The organism is Serratia sp. S4 (assembly GCF_000347995.1).
Taxonomy (GTDB): domain Bacteria; phylum Pseudomonadota; class Gammaproteobacteria; order Enterobacterales; family Enterobacteriaceae; genus Serratia; species Serratia quinivorans.
Map to the genome: position 1 here is coordinate 3,891,461 of NZ_KB661120.1, position 17,119 is coordinate 3,908,579.

The 17,119-nt window shown below is 59.0% G+C and carries 13 protein-coding genes; 9 read left to right on the forward strand and 4 right to left on the reverse strand.

Annotation, left to right across the window (positions count from 1 at the left end):
* Position 1 precedes the first annotated feature (1 nt).
* Positions 2 to 1,498 carry a DNA-3-methyladenine glycosylase 2 gene (gene alkA, locus SERS4_RS0118860; protein ID WP_017893638.1) on the reverse strand — a complete coding sequence of 499 codons (1,497 nt, stop codon included), beginning with the start codon at positions 1,496 to 1,498 and terminating at the stop codon, positions 2 to 4.
* Positions 1,499 to 1,664: 166 nt separating this feature from the next.
* Between alkA and yegD the strand changes: the two genes are divergently transcribed.
* The 3 genes from yegD to SERS4_RS0118875 are packed head-to-tail and all read left to right on the forward strand — an operon-like array spanning position 1,665 to position 4,132.
* A complete protein-coding gene (gene yegD / locus SERS4_RS0118865; protein WP_012146257.1) occupies positions 1,665 to 3,017 on the forward strand; it encodes a molecular chaperone in 1,353 nt (450 codons plus the stop codon).
* A gap of 48 nt (positions 3,018 to 3,065) precedes the next feature.
* Complete coding sequence (locus SERS4_RS0118870; protein WP_017893639.1) at positions 3,066 to 3,629, forward strand: GNAT family N-acetyltransferase; 564 nt, start codon at positions 3,066 to 3,068, stop codon at positions 3,627 to 3,629.
* Positions 3,623 to 4,132, forward strand: coding sequence for an AAA family ATPase (locus SERS4_RS0118875; protein WP_017893640.1), 510 nt, complete (start codon positions 3,623 to 3,625; stop codon positions 4,130 to 4,132). Before SERS4_RS0118870 ends, SERS4_RS0118875 begins: the two co-directional genes overlap by 7 nt.
* A gap of 5 nt (positions 4,133 to 4,137) precedes the next feature.
* Here the strand turns inward: SERS4_RS0118875 and SERS4_RS0118880 are convergent, their stop codons facing one another.
* Positions 4,138 to 5,091 (reverse strand): aldo/keto reductase, encoded by a 954-nt coding sequence (locus SERS4_RS0118880; protein WP_017893641.1) that lies wholly within the window; start codon positions 5,089 to 5,091, stop codon positions 4,138 to 4,140.
* Positions 5,092 to 5,361: 270 nt separating this feature from the next.
* On the opposite strand from SERS4_RS0118880, the gene SERS4_RS0118885 reads away from it, so the two are divergent.
* From SERS4_RS0118885 to baeR, 6 genes are read left to right on the forward strand one after another with little or no spacing between them, the layout of a single operon-like run.
* On the forward strand, positions 5,362 to 6,603 hold the full coding sequence (locus SERS4_RS0118885) for an MdtA/MuxA family multidrug efflux RND transporter periplasmic adaptor subunit (RefSeq protein ID WP_026142486.1): 1,242 nt from the start codon (positions 5,362 to 5,364) through the stop codon (positions 6,601 to 6,603).
* Complete coding sequence (locus SERS4_RS0118890; protein ID WP_017893643.1) at positions 6,603 to 9,722, forward strand: MdtB/MuxB family multidrug efflux RND transporter permease subunit; 3,120 nt, start codon at positions 6,603 to 6,605, stop codon at positions 9,720 to 9,722. The genes SERS4_RS0118885 and SERS4_RS0118890 overlap by 1 nt, the downstream gene beginning before the upstream one ends.
* The gene (mdtC, locus tag SERS4_RS0118895; RefSeq protein ID WP_017893644.1) at positions 9,719 to 12,799 is read left to right on the forward strand and encodes a multidrug efflux RND transporter permease subunit MdtC; all 3,081 of its coding nucleotides are present in this window, start codon (positions 9,719 to 9,721) and stop codon (positions 12,797 to 12,799) included. Before SERS4_RS0118890 ends, mdtC begins: the two co-directional genes overlap by 4 nt.
* A gap of 10 nt (positions 12,800 to 12,809) precedes the next feature.
* A complete protein-coding gene (locus tag SERS4_RS0118900) occupies positions 12,810 to 14,240 on the forward strand; it encodes an MFS transporter (protein WP_017893645.1) in 1,431 nt (476 codons plus the stop codon).
* A complete protein-coding gene (gene baeS, locus SERS4_RS0118905) occupies positions 14,240 to 15,622 on the forward strand; it encodes a two-component system sensor histidine kinase BaeS (RefSeq protein WP_017893646.1) in 1,383 nt (460 codons plus the stop codon). The genes SERS4_RS0118900 and baeS overlap by 1 nt, the downstream gene beginning before the upstream one ends.
* A complete protein-coding gene (gene baeR / locus SERS4_RS0118910) occupies positions 15,622 to 16,338 on the forward strand; it encodes a two-component system response regulator BaeR (RefSeq protein ID WP_017893647.1) in 717 nt (238 codons plus the stop codon). The genes baeS and baeR overlap by 1 nt, the downstream gene beginning before the upstream one ends.
* On the opposite strand, the gene SERS4_RS0118915 is transcribed toward baeR, so the two are convergent.
* Complete coding sequence (locus SERS4_RS0118915) at positions 16,335 to 16,721, reverse strand: type II toxin-antitoxin system VapC family toxin (protein ID WP_012146267.1); 387 nt, start codon at positions 16,719 to 16,721, stop codon at positions 16,335 to 16,337. The genes baeR and SERS4_RS0118915 overlap by 4 nt on opposite strands.
* 2 nt (positions 16,722 to 16,723) lie before the next feature.
* Positions 16,724 to 16,987, reverse strand: a complete 264-nt coding sequence (locus SERS4_RS0118920; protein ID WP_012146268.1) for an antitoxin — start codon at positions 16,985 to 16,987, stop codon at positions 16,724 to 16,726.
* Between the last annotated feature and the right edge of the window lie 132 nt (positions 16,988 to 17,119).

Here is a 17,119-nt window from a genome sequence, read left to right on the forward strand (position 1 = left end):
GCTACTCGTCGATCTCCGTTGACGGTACCCAACCCTGGTTATGCCACAGATGCAGCGTGGCATAAGAGCGCCAGGGCCGCCAGCATTCGGCATAGTTTTCAATCTGGCGTGGCGTCATCCCAGGAAAGCGCTGCTTGATCAGATAATCCCCTGTCAGAAACACATCCGGCCATGACCAGGCGCGCATCGCGATGTAACAGGCCGTCCAACTGCCAATCCCCGGCAACGCGGTCAGCGCCTTGATCCCTTGCTCAATATCCAGCACGTTTTCCAACTGCAGCCGCCCTTCGGTGACCGCCCGTGCGATGGCGATCAGCGCCGCTGCGCGTTTCAGTTGCACCCCCAGCGGGCGCAGTTCCTCGGGTTGCAACCGCGCCACCTGTTCGGCATTGGGGAACACATGGGTAATGCCGGCGTAAGGCTGTTCCAGCGGCGTTCCCCAGCGTTCAGCCATGCGTCCGGCAAAGGTCGCCGCCATCTTGACGCTGACCAACTGTCCAAGCACCGCCCGGGTCGCCTGCTCAAAGCCGTTGACGCAGCCGGGCAAACGCAGGCCCGGCGCATCGGCGGCAAGCCGCCCCAAGGCCTGGACGATCAGATCTGGCGCCGCGTCCAGATCAAACAGCTGCCGGATGCGACGCAGCACTTCCGTGGTCACCCGGCTGAGGGCGGGGGCAATCTCCACCCGCACTCGATTGTGGCTCTCTTCCGGCTGCACGCTGACCCAGCCGTGATAATCAATGCCGCCCTGGGTGATGGCGATCGCCCGCAGATACTGTTGCCCCTCCACCTTTTCCACTCCGCTTACCGCACGGGTTTGCAAAAAACTCAGCATCCGCGGCCAGTCATAGGGCGGACGGTAACCCAGATGAAAGACCAGCCCGCTGGCGACGGTGCGTTCATTACGGCCGCTGCTGCTGCGCAGCGCCGAGGGGATCAGCCGGTAGCGTGCCTTGAACAACTCGTTGAAACGCCGCAGGCTGCCGAAACCGGCGGCAAACGCCACCTCACTTAGCGGCATATCGGTATCCGCCAGCAGCCTTTTGGCCTGTAACAGCCGGTGCGACTGGGCATAATCAATCGGTGACGCGCCAAACTGATCGGCAAAGATACGCCGCAGGTGGCGGTCGGAAATGCCCAACCGCGCGGCCAGTTGCTCACAGCTGTGCTCCGACAGATAGCCCTGTTCAATCAACTGTACCGCCACCTGGGCATAGCGATTACCCAGATCAATCAACGCCAGCCCCGGCGCCAACTCCGGCCGGCACTTCAGGCAGGGGCGAAACCCGGCCAGCTCCGCCGCCGCCGCGCTAGGGTAAAAGGTACAGTTCTCGATTTTCGGCGTGCGGGCACTGCACACCGGGCGGCAATAAATACCGGTCGAAGAAACGCCGACAAAAAAGCGGCCGTCGAATTTACGATCGCGCGCACTCAGTGCCTGATACAGCGCCTGTTGTTGGTTTTTCATGGCTAGGCTCGGGGTCAGTTTTTTGTTCATTATGCGACTCGGCTGGTGCGCTGACGTGCGGGATTCGGACATTAAGTTAAGCACGCGCTCCCGTTAGTCACTAAAATTTTCGTCAGTTATGCGCTGGCACGTTGCCCGAGGGGCAAGTCTCGGGTAAAGTCGCCCCCCTTCATCGGCATGGGGAGTGAGAAAAGACATGTTTATTGGATTCGATTACGGAACGGCCAACTGTTCCGTTGCAGTGATGCGTGATAACGGCCCCGAGCTGCTGACGTTGGAAAACAACGAACCCTATCTGCCGTCGATGCTGTGCGCACCGACGCGTGAAGCCGTGAGCGAGTGCTTGCACCGTCACTGGCAAGTGCCCACCGGCAGCGAAGAGAACCAGCAACTGCTGCGCCGGGCAATCAACTACAACCGTGAAGAAGACATCCCGGTCGCCAGCAACAGCGTGCTGTTCGGCCTGCAAGCGCTGGCACACTACGTTGAAGATCCGGAAGAGGTGTATTTTGTTCGTTCACCGAAATCCTTCCTCGGCGCCAACGGCCTGAAGCCACAGCAGATCGCGCTGTTTGAAGATCTGGTGTGTGCCATGATGTTCCACATCAAGCGCCAGGCGGAAAACGTCCTGCAGGACAGCATCAGTCAGGCGGTCATCGGTCGCCCGATCAACTTCCAGGGCATGGGCGGTGAAGATGCCAACCAGCAGGCGCAGGGCATTTTGCAACGCGCTGCCGAGCGTGCCGGGTTCAAAGACATTGAATTCCAGTTCGAGCCGGTCGCGGCAGGGCTGGACTTCGAAGCCACGCTGACCGAAGAGAAAACCGTGCTGGTGGTAGACATCGGCGGCGGTACCACCGACTGCTCGGTACTGCTGATGGGGCCACAATGGCGTGACCGTGCCGAACGCCAGCAAAGCCTGCTGGGGCACAGCGGTTGCCGCGTGGGCGGTAACGACCTGGATATCATGCTGGCATTCAAACAGCTGATGCCACTGTTCGGCATGGGCGGCGAAACCGGCAAGGGTATCGCTCTGCCTGCGCTGCCTTACTGGAACGCCGTCGCCACCAACGACGTGCCGGCGCAGAACGACTTTTACAGCGTCGCCAACGGCCGCATGCTGCGTGATCTGATCCGCGATGCCGCCGAGCCGGAAAAGGTCAAACGCCTGCTGAAAGTTCACCAGCAACGTCTGAGCTACCGTTTGGTGCGCGCGGCGGAGGAGAGTAAAATCGCCCTGTCCGCACAGCAAAACATCAGCGCACCGCTGGCTTTCGTCCAGGCTGATTTGACGGAAACCATCAGCCAGGATCAGCTTGCCGAAGCTATTTCGCAGCCGCTACTGCGCATTCAGGAACAGGTCAGCGCCGCACTGGCCAGCAGCCAGACCGCGCCACAGGTGATTTATCTCACCGGCGGCAGCGCACGTTCACCGCTGCTGCGCGCTGCGCTGCAACAGCAGTTGCCGGGCATTCCTATCGTCGGGGGCAACGATTTTGGCTCGGTCACCGCCGGGCTGGCACGCTGGGCGCAAACGCTGTTCCGTTAATCGTCCGAGGGCGCGGCCTGCCGCGCCCCTGGTCATTGGAGGTCAGTGATGTATGAAATACTCCCCCTGGAAAGCGACCGGTTGCTATTGCGCGCCTGGCGCGACCAAGATCTGCCGGCATTTGCCGCCCTCAACGCCGATCCCCAGGTGATGCGTTATTTCCCTACCCCGCTGACAGCCGAACAAAGCCACGCGCAGGCTGACAAAATTCGTCAATTCATGCAGCAAAACGGTTGGGGTTTGTGGGCGGTGGAAGAAAAAGACGGCGCGCCTTTTATCGGTTTTGTCGGGCTGGCGATCCCGGCGGACGATCTGCCCTGCTCTCCCTGCGTAGAAATCGGCTGGCGGTTAGCGGCAGCGCACTGGGGAAAAGGCTACGCCACTGAGGCCGCCCGTACCGCACTGTGCTACGCTTTCGAACGGCTGGATTTAGCTGAAGTAGTGTCTTTTACCGCCGAAAACAACGGGCCATCACGCCGGGTTATGGAACGTATTGGCATGAGCTCCAACGGTGAAAACTTCCTGCATCCACGGTTGCCGCAGGGCCATCCGCTGCAAAAACATGTCCTGTATCGGCTGACACAACAAAACTGGCGGGAGCAACAATGCTGATCGTTTTTTCCGGTCTGCCGGGCAGCGGTAAAACTACACTGGCGCGGGCGCTGGCTAGCGCATTACCCGCAATGCATCTGCGAATCGATACCCTTGAACAAGCGATCCGCAACAGCGGATCTCTGGCCAATGACATTGGCCCGGCGGGATATTTTGCCGCTTATGGCGTCGCCGAAGATAACCTGCGCCTGGGTCACACCGTGATTGCCGACTCAGTCAATCCGCTGCCGGTCACGCGTGAGGACTGGCATAGCGTTGCACTACGGGCTGGCACTGCCTGCCTGGATATTGAAGTGGTCTGTTCCAACCGCACGGAACACCGCCGACGAGTCGAAACCCGCGACGGTGATATTGCCGGGTTACGGTTGCCCAATTGGGAAAGTGTCACCGCCCATGATTACACGCCCTGGAGCACACCGGTGGTGACGATTGATACCGCTGGGCGCACCGTTGAAGCCTGCCTGACGCAGTTGCTGTCATTGATTAACGCTGTGCGCAGCTAACCCGATTACCAGGCGCTGGCCTGGTTCAGGGTGCTGATATCCTCGGCATCCAACCGCAGACGGGTAGCGCTAACCAACTCATCCAACTGCGTTAACGAGGTAGCGCTGACGATCGGTGCAGTAATGCTCGGCCGCGCTATCAGCCAGGCCAATGAAACCTGCGCGGGTGAAGTCTGGTGCTTCGCCGCAACGCTATCCAACGCCGTCAGAATTTTTAAACCGCGCGGATTAAGATATTGCCCAATCACTCTGTCGCCACGCTGGCTCTTGCCGATATCTTGCTCGCTACGATATTTGCCGGTCAGGAAACCGCTGGCCAGCGAGAAGAAGTTAATCACTCCCAGTCCATGGCGCTGCGCCACCACCTCCAGCCCCTGCTCATAGCCTTCTCGCGCATACAGGTTATATTCCGGCTGCAGGGTTTCGTAACGCGCCAACCCTTCCCGCTCGCTGACGTTCAGTGCTTCTTCCAGACGATCGGCCTGATAGTTGGAAGCACCTATCGCTCGCACCTTGCCGGCCTTGATCAGCGCATCAAACGCCGCCAGAGTTTCTGCCAGTGGCGTGTCCCGGTCGTCATCATGCGATTGATAAAGGTCGATATAATCGGTCTGCAAACGGCGCAGTGAATCCTCAACCGCCTGCTGGATATAGCGCGGCGACAGCCCCTGTTTGCCTTCGCCCATCGGCTTGCCCACTTTGGTGGCAATGATGACCTGGTCGCGCTTACCGGTTTTTTTCAGCCATTGTCCAATGGTGGTCTCCGACTCTCCGCCCTGATTGCCCGGCGCCCAGCTGGAATACACGTCGGCGGTATCAATGAAATTGAGCTGGTTCTCCACCAGCGCATCCAGCAGGCTAAATGAGGTTTCGCGATCGGCAGTCCAACCAAACACGTTACCGCCGAAGGTCAATGCCGGCACTTTAATGCCCGAACGGCCCAGCTCTCTGTTGCTCATTGTATGCTCCAAGGGAATTAATGATTCGCAGGGTAATTATTAGCGCCAAACCGAGAAATAGGCCAAAACGTATTGGCTATAAGCCGGATTAAGTCTCTTATAAGGCGGGCATGCACAAATCTGCAACTTATTAGGACAATGCTGACGGTTACTCCATATTTCCTTCATTTTTATGCCGTCTTGACTGGCTAAACTAGTATCCTGTAAGGAGTGTAACTTTTTTGGCAATGAGTGCCCGCACGCCTGCCTTTTGGAGATATTTTCACCACCATGAATGCAAAAAACCCACGTCGTTCACTGATACTGCGCCTGCTGGTGGTGGTCATTGTGGTTATTGCCGCCGTGCTGATTTGGCGTCACTTCAGCGCTTCGCAACCGGCGACGGATGCCGCGCCGGGTGCCCGCCATGCAGCTAATGGCAAGGCTGCCGGTGGCCGACGCGGGGCACCGATGTCACCGGTACAGGCGGCCACCGTCACGCAGCAGACGGTGCCACGCTATCTGTCCGGACTGGGCACCGCCACCGCCGCCAACACCGTGACCGTCACCAGCCGGGTTGACGGCCAACTGATGGCGATCCACTTTACCGAAGGCCAACAGGTCAAGGCAGGCGATCTGCTGGTGGAAATCGACCCGCGCCCGTTTGAAGTGCAACTGACTCAGGCATTGGGGCAACTGGCAAAAGACCAGGCCACGCTCGCTAATGCCCGGCGCGATTTGGCGCGTTACCAGCAACTGGCCAAAACCAATCTGGTTTCGCGGCAGGATCTGGATACCCAATTGTCATTGGTGCAGCAGACTGAGGGGGCGATCAAAGCCGATCAGGGCACGGTGGACAGCGCCAGACTGCAAATCACCTACAGTCGCATCACCGCACCGATCGACGGTCGCGTCGGCCTGAAACTGGTGGATGTCGGCAATTACATCACCAGCGGCAGCACTACCGGCATTGTGGTGATCACCCAAACTCATCCTATCGACGTGGTGTTTACCCTGCCGGAAGCCAATATCAGCGACTTGATCAAAGCGCAAAAAGCCGGCCCGGTTAGCGTCGAAGCCTGGGATCGCACCAACCAAAATCAACTGGCCACCGGTTCATTACTGAGCCTGGATAACCAAATCGACACCACCACCGGCACCATCAAACTCAAGGCGCGTTTCACCAACGAGGACGATGCGCTGTTTCCCAACCAGTTTGTGAATGCACGCCTGAAGGTGGCGACGCTGCACGATGCCATGGTCATCCCGACCGCAGCGCTACAGATGGGCAACGAAGGCAACTTCGTCTGGACCCTGAGTGAAGAGAACAAAGTCAACAAACACCTGGTCACCACCGGCATGCAGGATAGCCAACAGGTGGTGATCACCGCCGGCCTGAACGTCGGAGATCGGGTGGTGACCGACGGTATCGATCGTCTGACTGAAGGCATGCAGGTAGAAGTGGTGACGCCGCAGACGGCTTCGGCAGCGGCTAAACCGAGCCAACCAACTCGCGCTCAGGGGAAATCCTGATGCAGGTGATGCCACCTAACCCCGGCGGCGGCCCATCCCGCCTGTTTATTCTGCGCCCGGTCGCGACCACGCTGTTGATGGTGGCGATCCTGCTGGCGGGGATTATCGGTTACCGCGCCCTGCCGGTTTCCGCCCTGCCGGAAGTTGACTATCCGACCATTCAGGTGGTCACGCTGTACCCCGGTGCCAGCCCGGACGTGGTCACTTCAGCCATTACCGCCCCGCTGGAGCGCCAGTTTGGCCAGATGTCCGGCCTGAAACAGATGGCATCGCAAAGCTCCGGCGGCGCCTCGGTCGTGACGCTGCAATTCCAGCTTGAGCTACCGCTCGACGTCGCCGAACAGGAAGTGCAGGCGGCGATCAACTCCGCCACCAACCTGTTACCCAGCGATCTGCCCTACCCGCCGATCTACAGCAAGGTTAACCCTGCCGATCCACCGATACTGACGCTGGCCGTGACTTCATCCGCCATGCCGATGACTCAGGTGGAAGACATGGTGGAAACCCGCGTAGCGCAGAAAATCTCCCAGGTCACCGGCGTCGGGCTGGTCACCATCTCCGGCGGCCAGCGGCCGGCGGTGCGCGTAAAACTTAATGCCGCGGCCGTTGCTGCCTACGGACTGGACAGCGAAACCATCCGCACCGCCATCAGCAATGCCAACGTCAACTCCGCCAAAGGCAGCCTGGATGGCCCGACGCGCTCGGTCACGCTGTCCGCCAATGACCAGATGAAGTCTGCCGACGATTATCGCCAACTGATTGTCGCCTACCAAAACGGCGCGGCGATCCGCCTGCAGGATGTCGCCACCATCGAACAGGGCGCAGAAAATACCCGGCTGGCGGCCTGGGCCAACAAACAACCGGCCATTGTGCTGAACATCCAGCGTCAGCCGGGGGTGAACGTGATCACCACCGCCGACAGCATCCGCGAGATGCTGCCCCAGTTGATCAAGAGCCTGCCAAAATCGGTCGACGTCAAGGTACTGACCGATCGCACCACCACCATTCGCGCCTCGGTCAGCGACGTGCAGTTCGAACTGCTGCTGGCGGTGGCACTGGTGGTGATGGTGATTTACGTATTCCTGCGCAACGTGCCGGCCACCATTATTCCGAGCGTCGCGGTACCGCTGTCGTTGATCGGTACCTTTGCCGCCATGTACTTCCTCGGTTTCTCCATTAACAACCTGACGCTGATGGCATTGACCATCGCCACCGGGTTTGTCGTCGATGACGCCATCGTGGTGATTGAGAACATTTCGCGCTATATCGAAAAGGGGGAAAAACCGCTCGATGCGGCGTTGAAAGGAGCCGGTGAGATCGGCTTCACCATCATTTCACTGACCTTCTCGTTGGTGGCAGTGCTGATCCCGCTGCTGTTTATGGGGGATATCGTCGGCCGACTGTTCCGCGAGTTTGCCGTGACGTTGGCGGTGGCGATTTTGATTTCCGCCGTGGTTTCACTGACGCTGACGCCAATGATGTGCGCACGCATGCTGAGCCACGAATCGCTGCGTAAGCAGAACCGTTTTTCCGCGGCTTCCGAGCGTTTCTTTGATCGGGTTATCGCCCGCTACGGCAAATGGCTGAAAACGGTGCTCAACCACCCGTGGCTGACGCTCGGCGTGGCATTCAGCACGCTGCTGCTCACCATCTTGCTGTACCTGCTGATCCCGAAAGGTTTCTTCCCGGTGCAGGACAACGGCATCATTCAGGGCACGCTGGAAGCACCGCAGTCCGTGTCGTTCAGCAATATGGCCGAGCGCCAGCAGCAGGTGGCGGCAGAAATTCTCAAGGATCCGGCGGTGGAAAGCCTGACGTCGTTTGTTGGCGTCGACGGCACCAACGCTACGCTCAACAGCGGCCGGCTGCAGATCAACCTCAAACCCTTAAGCGAACGCAGCGAGCGTATTCCGGCCATCATCACCCGACTGCAACAGATGAGTACCCAGTTCCCCGGTGTGAAGCTGTATCTGCAGCCGGTACAGGATTTGACTATCGATACTCAGGTCAGCCGCACCCAATACCAGTTCACCCTGCAGGCGATGTCGCTGGACGATCTCAGCCTGTGGGTACCGCAGTTGATGGCTGAACTGAAACAAACGCCGCAGTTGGCGGACGTGACCAGTAACTGGCAGGATCAGGGCCTGGTGGCCTATGTCAATGTCGATCGCGATTCGGCCTCTCGCCTCGGCATCAGCATGAGCGACGTAGATAATGCTCTGTACAACGCCTTTGGCCAGCGGTTGATCTCCACCATTTACACCCAGGCCAACCAGTACCGCGTGGTGCTGGAACATGACGTCAGCACTACGCCAGGGCTGGCGGCGCTGAATGATATCCGTCTGACCAGCAGCAACGGCACCATAGTGCCACTGAGCACCATCGCCAAAATTGAACAGCGCTTCGGGCCGCTGTCGGTTAACCATCTGGATCAGTTCCCGGCGGCCACCATCTCCTTTAACGTCGCAGGCAATTATTCCCTCGGTGAAGCGGTTGACGCCATCACTCTGGCAGAAAAAAACCTCAACCTGCCGAAAGACATCACCACCCAGTTCCAGGGCGCGACGCTGGCGTTCCAGGCAGCGTTGGGCGGCACCCTGTGGCTGATCCTGGCGGCGGTGGTGGCGATGTATATCGTGCTGGGCGTGCTGTATGAGAGCTTTATCCACCCGGTGACCATTTTGTCCACCCTGCCCACCGCCGGGGTCGGTGCCTTACTTGCGTTGATGATGGCCGGCAGCGAACTGGACGTGATTGCCATTATCGGCATCATCCTGCTGATCGGCATCGTGAAGAAAAACGCCATTATGATGATCGACTTTGCCCTGGCCGCCGAGCGGGAACAGGGAATGACGCCGTATGACGCAATTTATCAGGCCTGCCTGCTGCGTTTTAGGCCAATCCTGATGACCACACTGGCCGCGTTACTGGGCGCACTGCCGCTGATGCTCAGCACCGGCGTCGGCGCGGAGCTGCGCCACCCACTCGGAGTCTGTATGGTCGGCGGGCTGGTGATGAGCCAGATCCTGACGCTGTTCACCACGCCAGTTATCTACCTGCTGTTTGACAAGCTGGCGCGCAACACTCGTCACCAGCCGGATGCGCAGGAGCTGCCGTGAAATTCTTCGCCCTGTTCATCTACCGGCCGGTCGCCACTACGCTGCTGACATTGGCTATCGCCATCAGCGGCGTGATCAGCTTCAGCCTGCTGCCAGTCTCGCCGCTGCCGCAGGTCGACTATCCGGTGATTTCAATCAGCGCTTCGCTGCCGGGTGCCGATCCAGAGACCATGGCTTCGTCGGTAGCGACGCCGTTGGAACGGGCGCTGGGCCGGATTGCCGGGGTCAATGAGATGACCTCAATGAGCTCGCTGGGCAGCACCAGGGTGATTCTGCAGTTCGATCTCGATCGTGATATCAACGGGGCCGCACGTGACGTACAGGCGGCAATCAACGCCGCGCAAAGCCTGTTGCCCACCGGTATGCCAAGCCGCCCCAGCTACCGTAAGGTCAACCCGTCCGACGCGCCGATCATGATCCTGACGCTGACCTCAGATACCTACAGCCAGGGTCAACTTTACGACTTTGCCTCTACCCAATTGGCACAGAAAATCGCCCAGACCGAAGGGGTGGGCGACGTTTCGGTCGGCGGTAGCTCACTGCCTGCGGTGCGGGTCGAACTCAACCCGAGCGCCCTGTTCAATCAGGGCATATCGCTCGATGCGGTGCGCCAGACCATCAGTAATGCCAACGTGCGCAGGCCACAAGGGTCGGTGGAAAATCAACAGCAGCGCTGGCAGCTCCAGGCCAATGACGAGTTGAAAACCGCCAATGCCTATCGGCCGCTGATTATCCACTACAACAACGGCTCGGCGGTGCGCCTGAGCGACGTGGCCGAGGTTAACGATTCGGTGCAGGATGTCCGCAACGCCGGGATGACCAATGCCAAACCGGCGATTATTCTGGCCATAAGCCGGGCGCCGGATGCCAATATCATTGAAACCGTCGATCGCATTCGCGCCGAACTGCCCGCGCTGCAAGACAATATTCCGGCGTCGATCCAATTGAATATCGCCCAGGATCGCTCACCGACCATCCGCGCCTCACTGGCCGAGGTCGAACAGTCGCTGGTGATCGCCATCGGGCTGGTGATCCTGGTGGTGTTCATCTTCCTTCGTTCCGGCCGCGCTACGCTGATCCCGGCGGTAGCGGTGCCTGTCTCGCTGATCGGCTCCTTCACCGCCATGTATCTGTGCGGCTTCAGTCTGAATAACCTGTCGCTGATGGCACTGACCATCGCTACCGGCTTCGTGGTCGACGACGCTATCGTGGTGCTGGAGAATATTTCTCGCCACATCGAAGCCGGCATGAAACCCATTAATGCGGCGCTGGTCGGGGTGCGTGAAGTGGGCTTCACCGTGCTGTCGATGAGCGTGTCGCTGGTGGCGGTGTTTATTCCGCTGCTGCTGATGGAAGGCCTGCCTGGCCGCCTGTTCCGTGAGTTCGCCGTCACCCTGTCGGTGTCGATCGGGCTGTCGCTGATTATCTCGCTGACGCTGACGCCGATGATGTGCGCCTACCTGCTGCGCCACCAGCCGCCGCGCTCGCAGCGGCGCATTCGCGGCTTCGGTAAAATGCTGTTGGCGTTGCAAAAGGGTTATGGCCGTTCGCTAAGCTGGGTGCTTGGCCATTCGCGCTGGGTGCTGGCGGTATTTCTGGCCACCATCGCGCTCAACGTGTGGCTGTACGTCAGTATTCCAAAAACCTTTTTCCCGGAACAGGATACCGGCCGGCTGATGGGCTTTATCCAGGCCGATCAGAGCATTTCCTTCCAGGCTATGCGCGTTAAACTGGAAGATTTCATGAAAATCGTGCGTGAAGATCCGGATGTGGAAAACGTCACCGGTTTTACCGGCGGTTCACGCACCAACAGCGGCTCGATGTTTATTTCGTTGAAACCCCTGTCGGTGCGTAGTGATGACGCGCAGAAAGTGATCGCCCGCCTGCGCGCCAAATTGGCCAAAGAGCCGGGTGCCAGCCTGTTCCTGATGGCGGTACAGGATATCCGCGTCGGTGGCCGACAGGCTAACGCCAGCTACCAATACACGCTGCTGGCAGATGACCTCGCCGCACTACGCGAGTGGGAACCGAAAATCCGCACCGCGCTGGCTGCCTTGCCGGAACTGGCGGACGTCAACTCCGATCAGCAGGACAAAGGCTCGGAAATGGATCTGGTTTACGATCGCGAGACTATGGCTCGTTTGGGCATCTCGGTCTCCGATGCCAATAATCTGCTGAACAACGCCTTCGGTCAGCGCCAGATCTCAACCATCTATCAGCCGCTCAATCAGTACAAAGTGGTGATGGAAGTCGCACCGCCCTATACCCAGGACGTCAGTTCGCTGGACAAGATGTTCGTGATCAACAAGGACGGCAAGGCGATCCCGCTGTCTTACTTCGCCAGTTGGCGACCGGCCAATGCACCGCTGTCGGTCAACCATCAGGGGTTGTCGGCCGCCTCGACCATCTCGTTTAACCTGCCGGATGGCGGCAGCCTGTCTGACGCCACCGCCGCCGTAGAGCGCACCATGACGGCGCTCGGCGTCCCGGCTACGGTACGTGGTGCCTTTGCCGGTACCGCTCAGGTATTCCAGGAAACGCTGAAATCCCAGTTACTGCTGATCGCCGCCGCCATCGCCACGGTGTATATCGTGCTCGGCATTCTCTACGAAAGCTATATTCACCCGCTGACCATCCTGTCCACCCTGCCCTCTGCCGGGGTCGGCGCACTGCTGGCGCTGGAGCTGTTCGGCGCGCCGTTCAGCCTGATTGCGCTGATTGGCATTATGCTGCTGATCGGCATTGTGAAGAAAAATGCCATCATGATGGTCGACTTTGCCCTGGATGCACAACGCAACGGCGGTATCAGCGCACATGACGCCATTTTCCAGGCTTGCCTGCTGCGTTTCAGGCCGATCATGATGACCACACTGGCGGCGCTTTTTGGCGCACTGCCATTGGTGTTGACCCACGGCGACGGCGCAGAGTTACGTCAACCGCTCGGTATCACCATCGTGGGCGGCCTGATCGTTAGCCAACTGTTGACGCTCTACACCACCCCGGTGGTTTACCTGTATTTTGACCGGCTGCAGATGAAGTTCCGTCGCGGCAAGAAACTGGATCCTTTGCCCCAATAATGGCTGATCGATGCTTATAAAACACACCGCCTCCGTACAGTGGCAACTCTGGATTGTGGCATTCGGCTTTTTTATGCAGACGCTGGACACCACCATCGTCAACACCGCCCTGCCGTCGATGGCCGTCAGCCTGGGGGAGAACCCGCTGCGCATGCAGTCGGTGATCGTCTCCTATGTGCTGACGGTGGCGGTCATGTTGCCTGCCAGCGGCTGGCTGGCGGATCGGGTTGGCGTCCAGCGAGTGTTCTTCAGCGCTATCGTGCTGTTCACGCTGGGTTCGATCCTGTGCGCCCGTTCCGAAACGCTCAACGAACTGATCGCCTCACGCGTGGTTCAGGGCATCGGGGGCGCAATGATGGTGCCGGTCGGCCGGTTGACGGTGATGAAAATCGTCCCGCGCGAACAGTATATGGCGGCGATGACCTTCGTCACCCTGCCCGGCCAAATCGGCCCGCTGATGGGGCCGGCGCTGGGTGGTTTTTTGGTGCAGTACGCCAGCTGGCACTGGATTTTCCTGATTAATATTCCGGTGGGGATCGCCGGGGCCATCGCCACGCTGCTGCTGATGCCCAACTACCGCATGCAGACCCGGCGCTTCGACATCAGCGGCTTTATCCTGCTGGCAGTCGGGATGGCGACGCTGACGCTGGCGCTTGACGGCCACAAAGGCATGGGGCTGTCCGTTACCGCCATCGCCGGGCTGGTGGTGGCTGGCATAGCGGCGCTAGCGGGATACTGGTGGCATGCACACGGCAACAGCCGGGCCCTGTTCTCGCTGCGGCTGTTCAAAACCCGGACCTATAAGGTCGGGCTGACAGCCAGCCTGCTGGGCCGTATCGGCAGCGGCATGCTGCCGTTTATGACACCGCTGTTTATGCAGGTCGGGATGGGCTTTTCCCCGTTCCACGCCGGGCTGATGATGATCCCGATGATCATCGGCAGCATGGGGATGAAACGCATAGTGGTGCGGGTGGTTAACCGTTTTGGGTACCGCAACGTGCTGGTAGCCGCGACGCTGATGCTGGCGCTGATCAGCCTGAGTTTCCCGCTGGTGGCCATGCTCGGCTGGATCTGGCTGCTGCCGGTGGTGCTGTTCTTCCAGGGCATGGTTAACTCACTGCGCTTCTCGGCGATGAATACCCTGACGCTGAAAGATTTACCGGACCGGTTGGCCAGCAGCGGCAACAGCCTGCTGTCGATGGTGATGCAACTGTCGATGAGCCTTGGCGTCAGCATCGCCGGTATTCTGATCGGCAGCTTCGCCCATCATCAGGTGGTCACCGACAGCCCGGCTATCCACAGCGCGTTTATTTACAGCTACTGCTGCATGGCGCTAATCATCGCCCTGCCTGCGTTGGCCTTCGCCCGCGTCCCGGCTGATACCACCACTAACCGTACGCTGACCAAAGAGCCGGGCACAGGCTCCACGAGGTTGCAATAATGAAAATAGGCATTACCGGTAAACTGTTTATGGCGATTTTCGCCACCTGCATGCTGGTGTTAATCACCATGCACTGGGGTGTGCGTGTCAGCTTCGAGCGCGGGTTTATCGACTACATCAAAAACAGCAACGAACAACGCATCAACATGCTGGGTGAAGCGCTGGAAGAACAGTACAGCCGTCACGGCAACTGGGTCTTTCTGCGCAATAACGATCAGGTGGTTTATCAGATCATGCGTTCGTTCGAACAAAACAGCGACAGCAGCCACAATCTGCCGCCCAAGGGCTGGCGTACCCAGTTCTGGGTGGTGGACAGCCAGTTTAACCGGCTGGTGGGGCATTCCGGCCCGCTGCCAAAGGAAGGCCCGCGTCATCCCATCCGCTACAACAATGAAATTGTCGGCTGGGTGCTCACCACCCCGGTAGAGAGGCTGACGCGCAATACCGACATCAACTTCGACCAACAGCAAAGACGCACCAGCTGGATGATTGTCGCCCTCTCCACCCTGTTGGCTGCGGCGGTGACCTGGCTGATGTCGCGCGGACTACTGGCGCCGGTCAAACGCCTGGTAGCGGGCACCCATCGGCTGGCGGCGGGGGATTTCAGCACCCGCGTGGCGGTCAGCAGCCAGGATGAACTGGGGCGACTGGCGCTGGACTTTAACCAGCTTGCCACCTCACTGGAAAAAAATGAGCAGATGCGACGCGCCGTGATGGCCGACGTCTCGCACGAATTACGCACCCCGCTGGCGGTGTTGCGCGGCGAACTCGAAGCCTTGCAAGATGGCGTGCGCCAGCCCACCCCGGCCTCACTCAGCTCACTGCTGGCGGAAGTCGCCACCCTGACCAAGCTGGTCGATGACCTGCACCAGCTGTCGTTATCCGATCTCGGCGCGCTCGCCTACCGTAAATCACCGCTCGACTGTGTGCACCTGCTGCAAGTTGCGGTCGCCAGCTTCCGCGACCGGTTCCACGCTAAAGGGCTGGAAATCGTGACACTGCTACCAGAGCAGGCACCGCTGTTTGGCGATCCCGACAGGCTTAACCAACTGTTTAATAACCTGCTGGAAAACAGCCTGCGTTATACCGATGCCGAGGGTAAGCTGGAGATCGGCGCAGAATCGTTGCCGGGCCGCCTGCTAATCTATTGGCAGGACAGCGCGCCGGGCGTCAATGACGAGCAACTGGCACTCATTTTTGAACGCTTCTACCGTACCGAAGGTTCGCGTAATCGCGCCAGCGGCGGCTCCGGACTGGGGCTATCGATCTGTCAAAACATAGTGGAAGCACACAACGGGAAGATCTACGCACAGCACTCGCCTTTGGGCGGCGTGCGGATTACTGTAGAATTCGCCACCCCGGTAATGAATAAGGCGTCATGATGGAAACCCAGAACCAGCCGTTGCAAATTATGATTGTTGAAGATGAACCCAAGCTCGGCCAACTGCTGGTGGACTACCTGCAGGCTGCGGGATACGCCACGCACTGGCTGACCAATGGCAGTGAGGTGGTGCCGGCGGTACATGCCCATTCCCCTGCCTTGATCCTGCTGGATTTGATGCTGCCGGGCAGCGACGGGTTAACGGTTTGCCGCGAGTTGCGCCGCTTTACCGATATTCCGGTGGTGATGGTGACGGCGAAAATCGAGGAGATCGATCGCCTGCTGGGGCTGGAGATCGGCGCAGATGATTACATCTGTAAACCTTACAGCCCACGTGAAGTGGTCGCCAGGGTGAAAACCATTCTGCGTCGTTGCTACCGCCCGTTGGAGAATACGCAGGAAGAAACCCAGCTTCACATTGATGAACCGCGCTTTCAGGCCAGCTATCAGGGCCAAATGCTGGATCTCACCCCGGCAGAGTTTCGCCTGCTGAAAACGCTGGCCAGCCAGCCGGGCAACGTGTTCTCACGTGAGCAACTGCTGAATAATCTGTATGACGACTATCGGGTCGTCACCGACCGTACCATCGACAGCCATATAAAAAACCTGCGGCGCAAGCTGGAACTGATCGACGGCGAGAAGTCCTTTATCCGTTCGGTGTACGGCGTGGGCTATCGCTGGGAAGCCGAGCCTTGCCGGCTGGTGAATGGGCTTTAAGTCCAGTCTTCCACTGCCAGGCCTGGCACCATGGCGAACGCCTTATCGTTAGTCACAATCGTCGCACCGCGGCTCTGGGCGTGTGCGGCAATAAGCTGATCCAAAGCCCCCATCACCCGCCCGTTTTTTGTCATCTCCGCCCGCATAGCGCCATAGCAATGCGCGGCTTCACTGTCCCAGGCATAGACCGTCACAGAATCAAGGAATGCCGCAACCGTCGCTTTCAGCGTCAGACTCTGCCGTTTGGCGACGCCATAGAGCAATTCAGCCTCGGTAATACTGGAAATGCAGACCGCAGAAGGCGGGATCTTTTCCATTAAGCCGAGCAGACGAGGGTGCCTGCGAAAGAGCTGGCTGACCGTATTGGTATCAAACATATACATGCTTATTCTTCCCCGGCAAAGGGATCGCGGGTGGCCATCCCCTGCTGACGATCCTCCGCGGTCAGGAAGTCCTGCGGTACCTGCGTTTGTGCGATCATTTGCAGCAGCGGAGCCCAACTATCAGGTTTCGCCGGATATTTCGATAAAATCACGTTTCCCTCCCGATCGCGGCGGATATACACGCGATCTGTATCGAATTCGAATTCCACGGGTAATCTCACCGCCTGATTTCTGCCGTTTTTAAACAGCTTCGCGACTCTTTCCATTTTCATCTCCTCTGACAGGCATAGGCCTAAGCATATGCCTGTTGAGCTTCGATGCCAAGATGCTGTGATTATTTTTTAACCGCTATTTACACAGTGGGCCAACCTTAGCGCGTCATCGCCGCCGGTGAAATA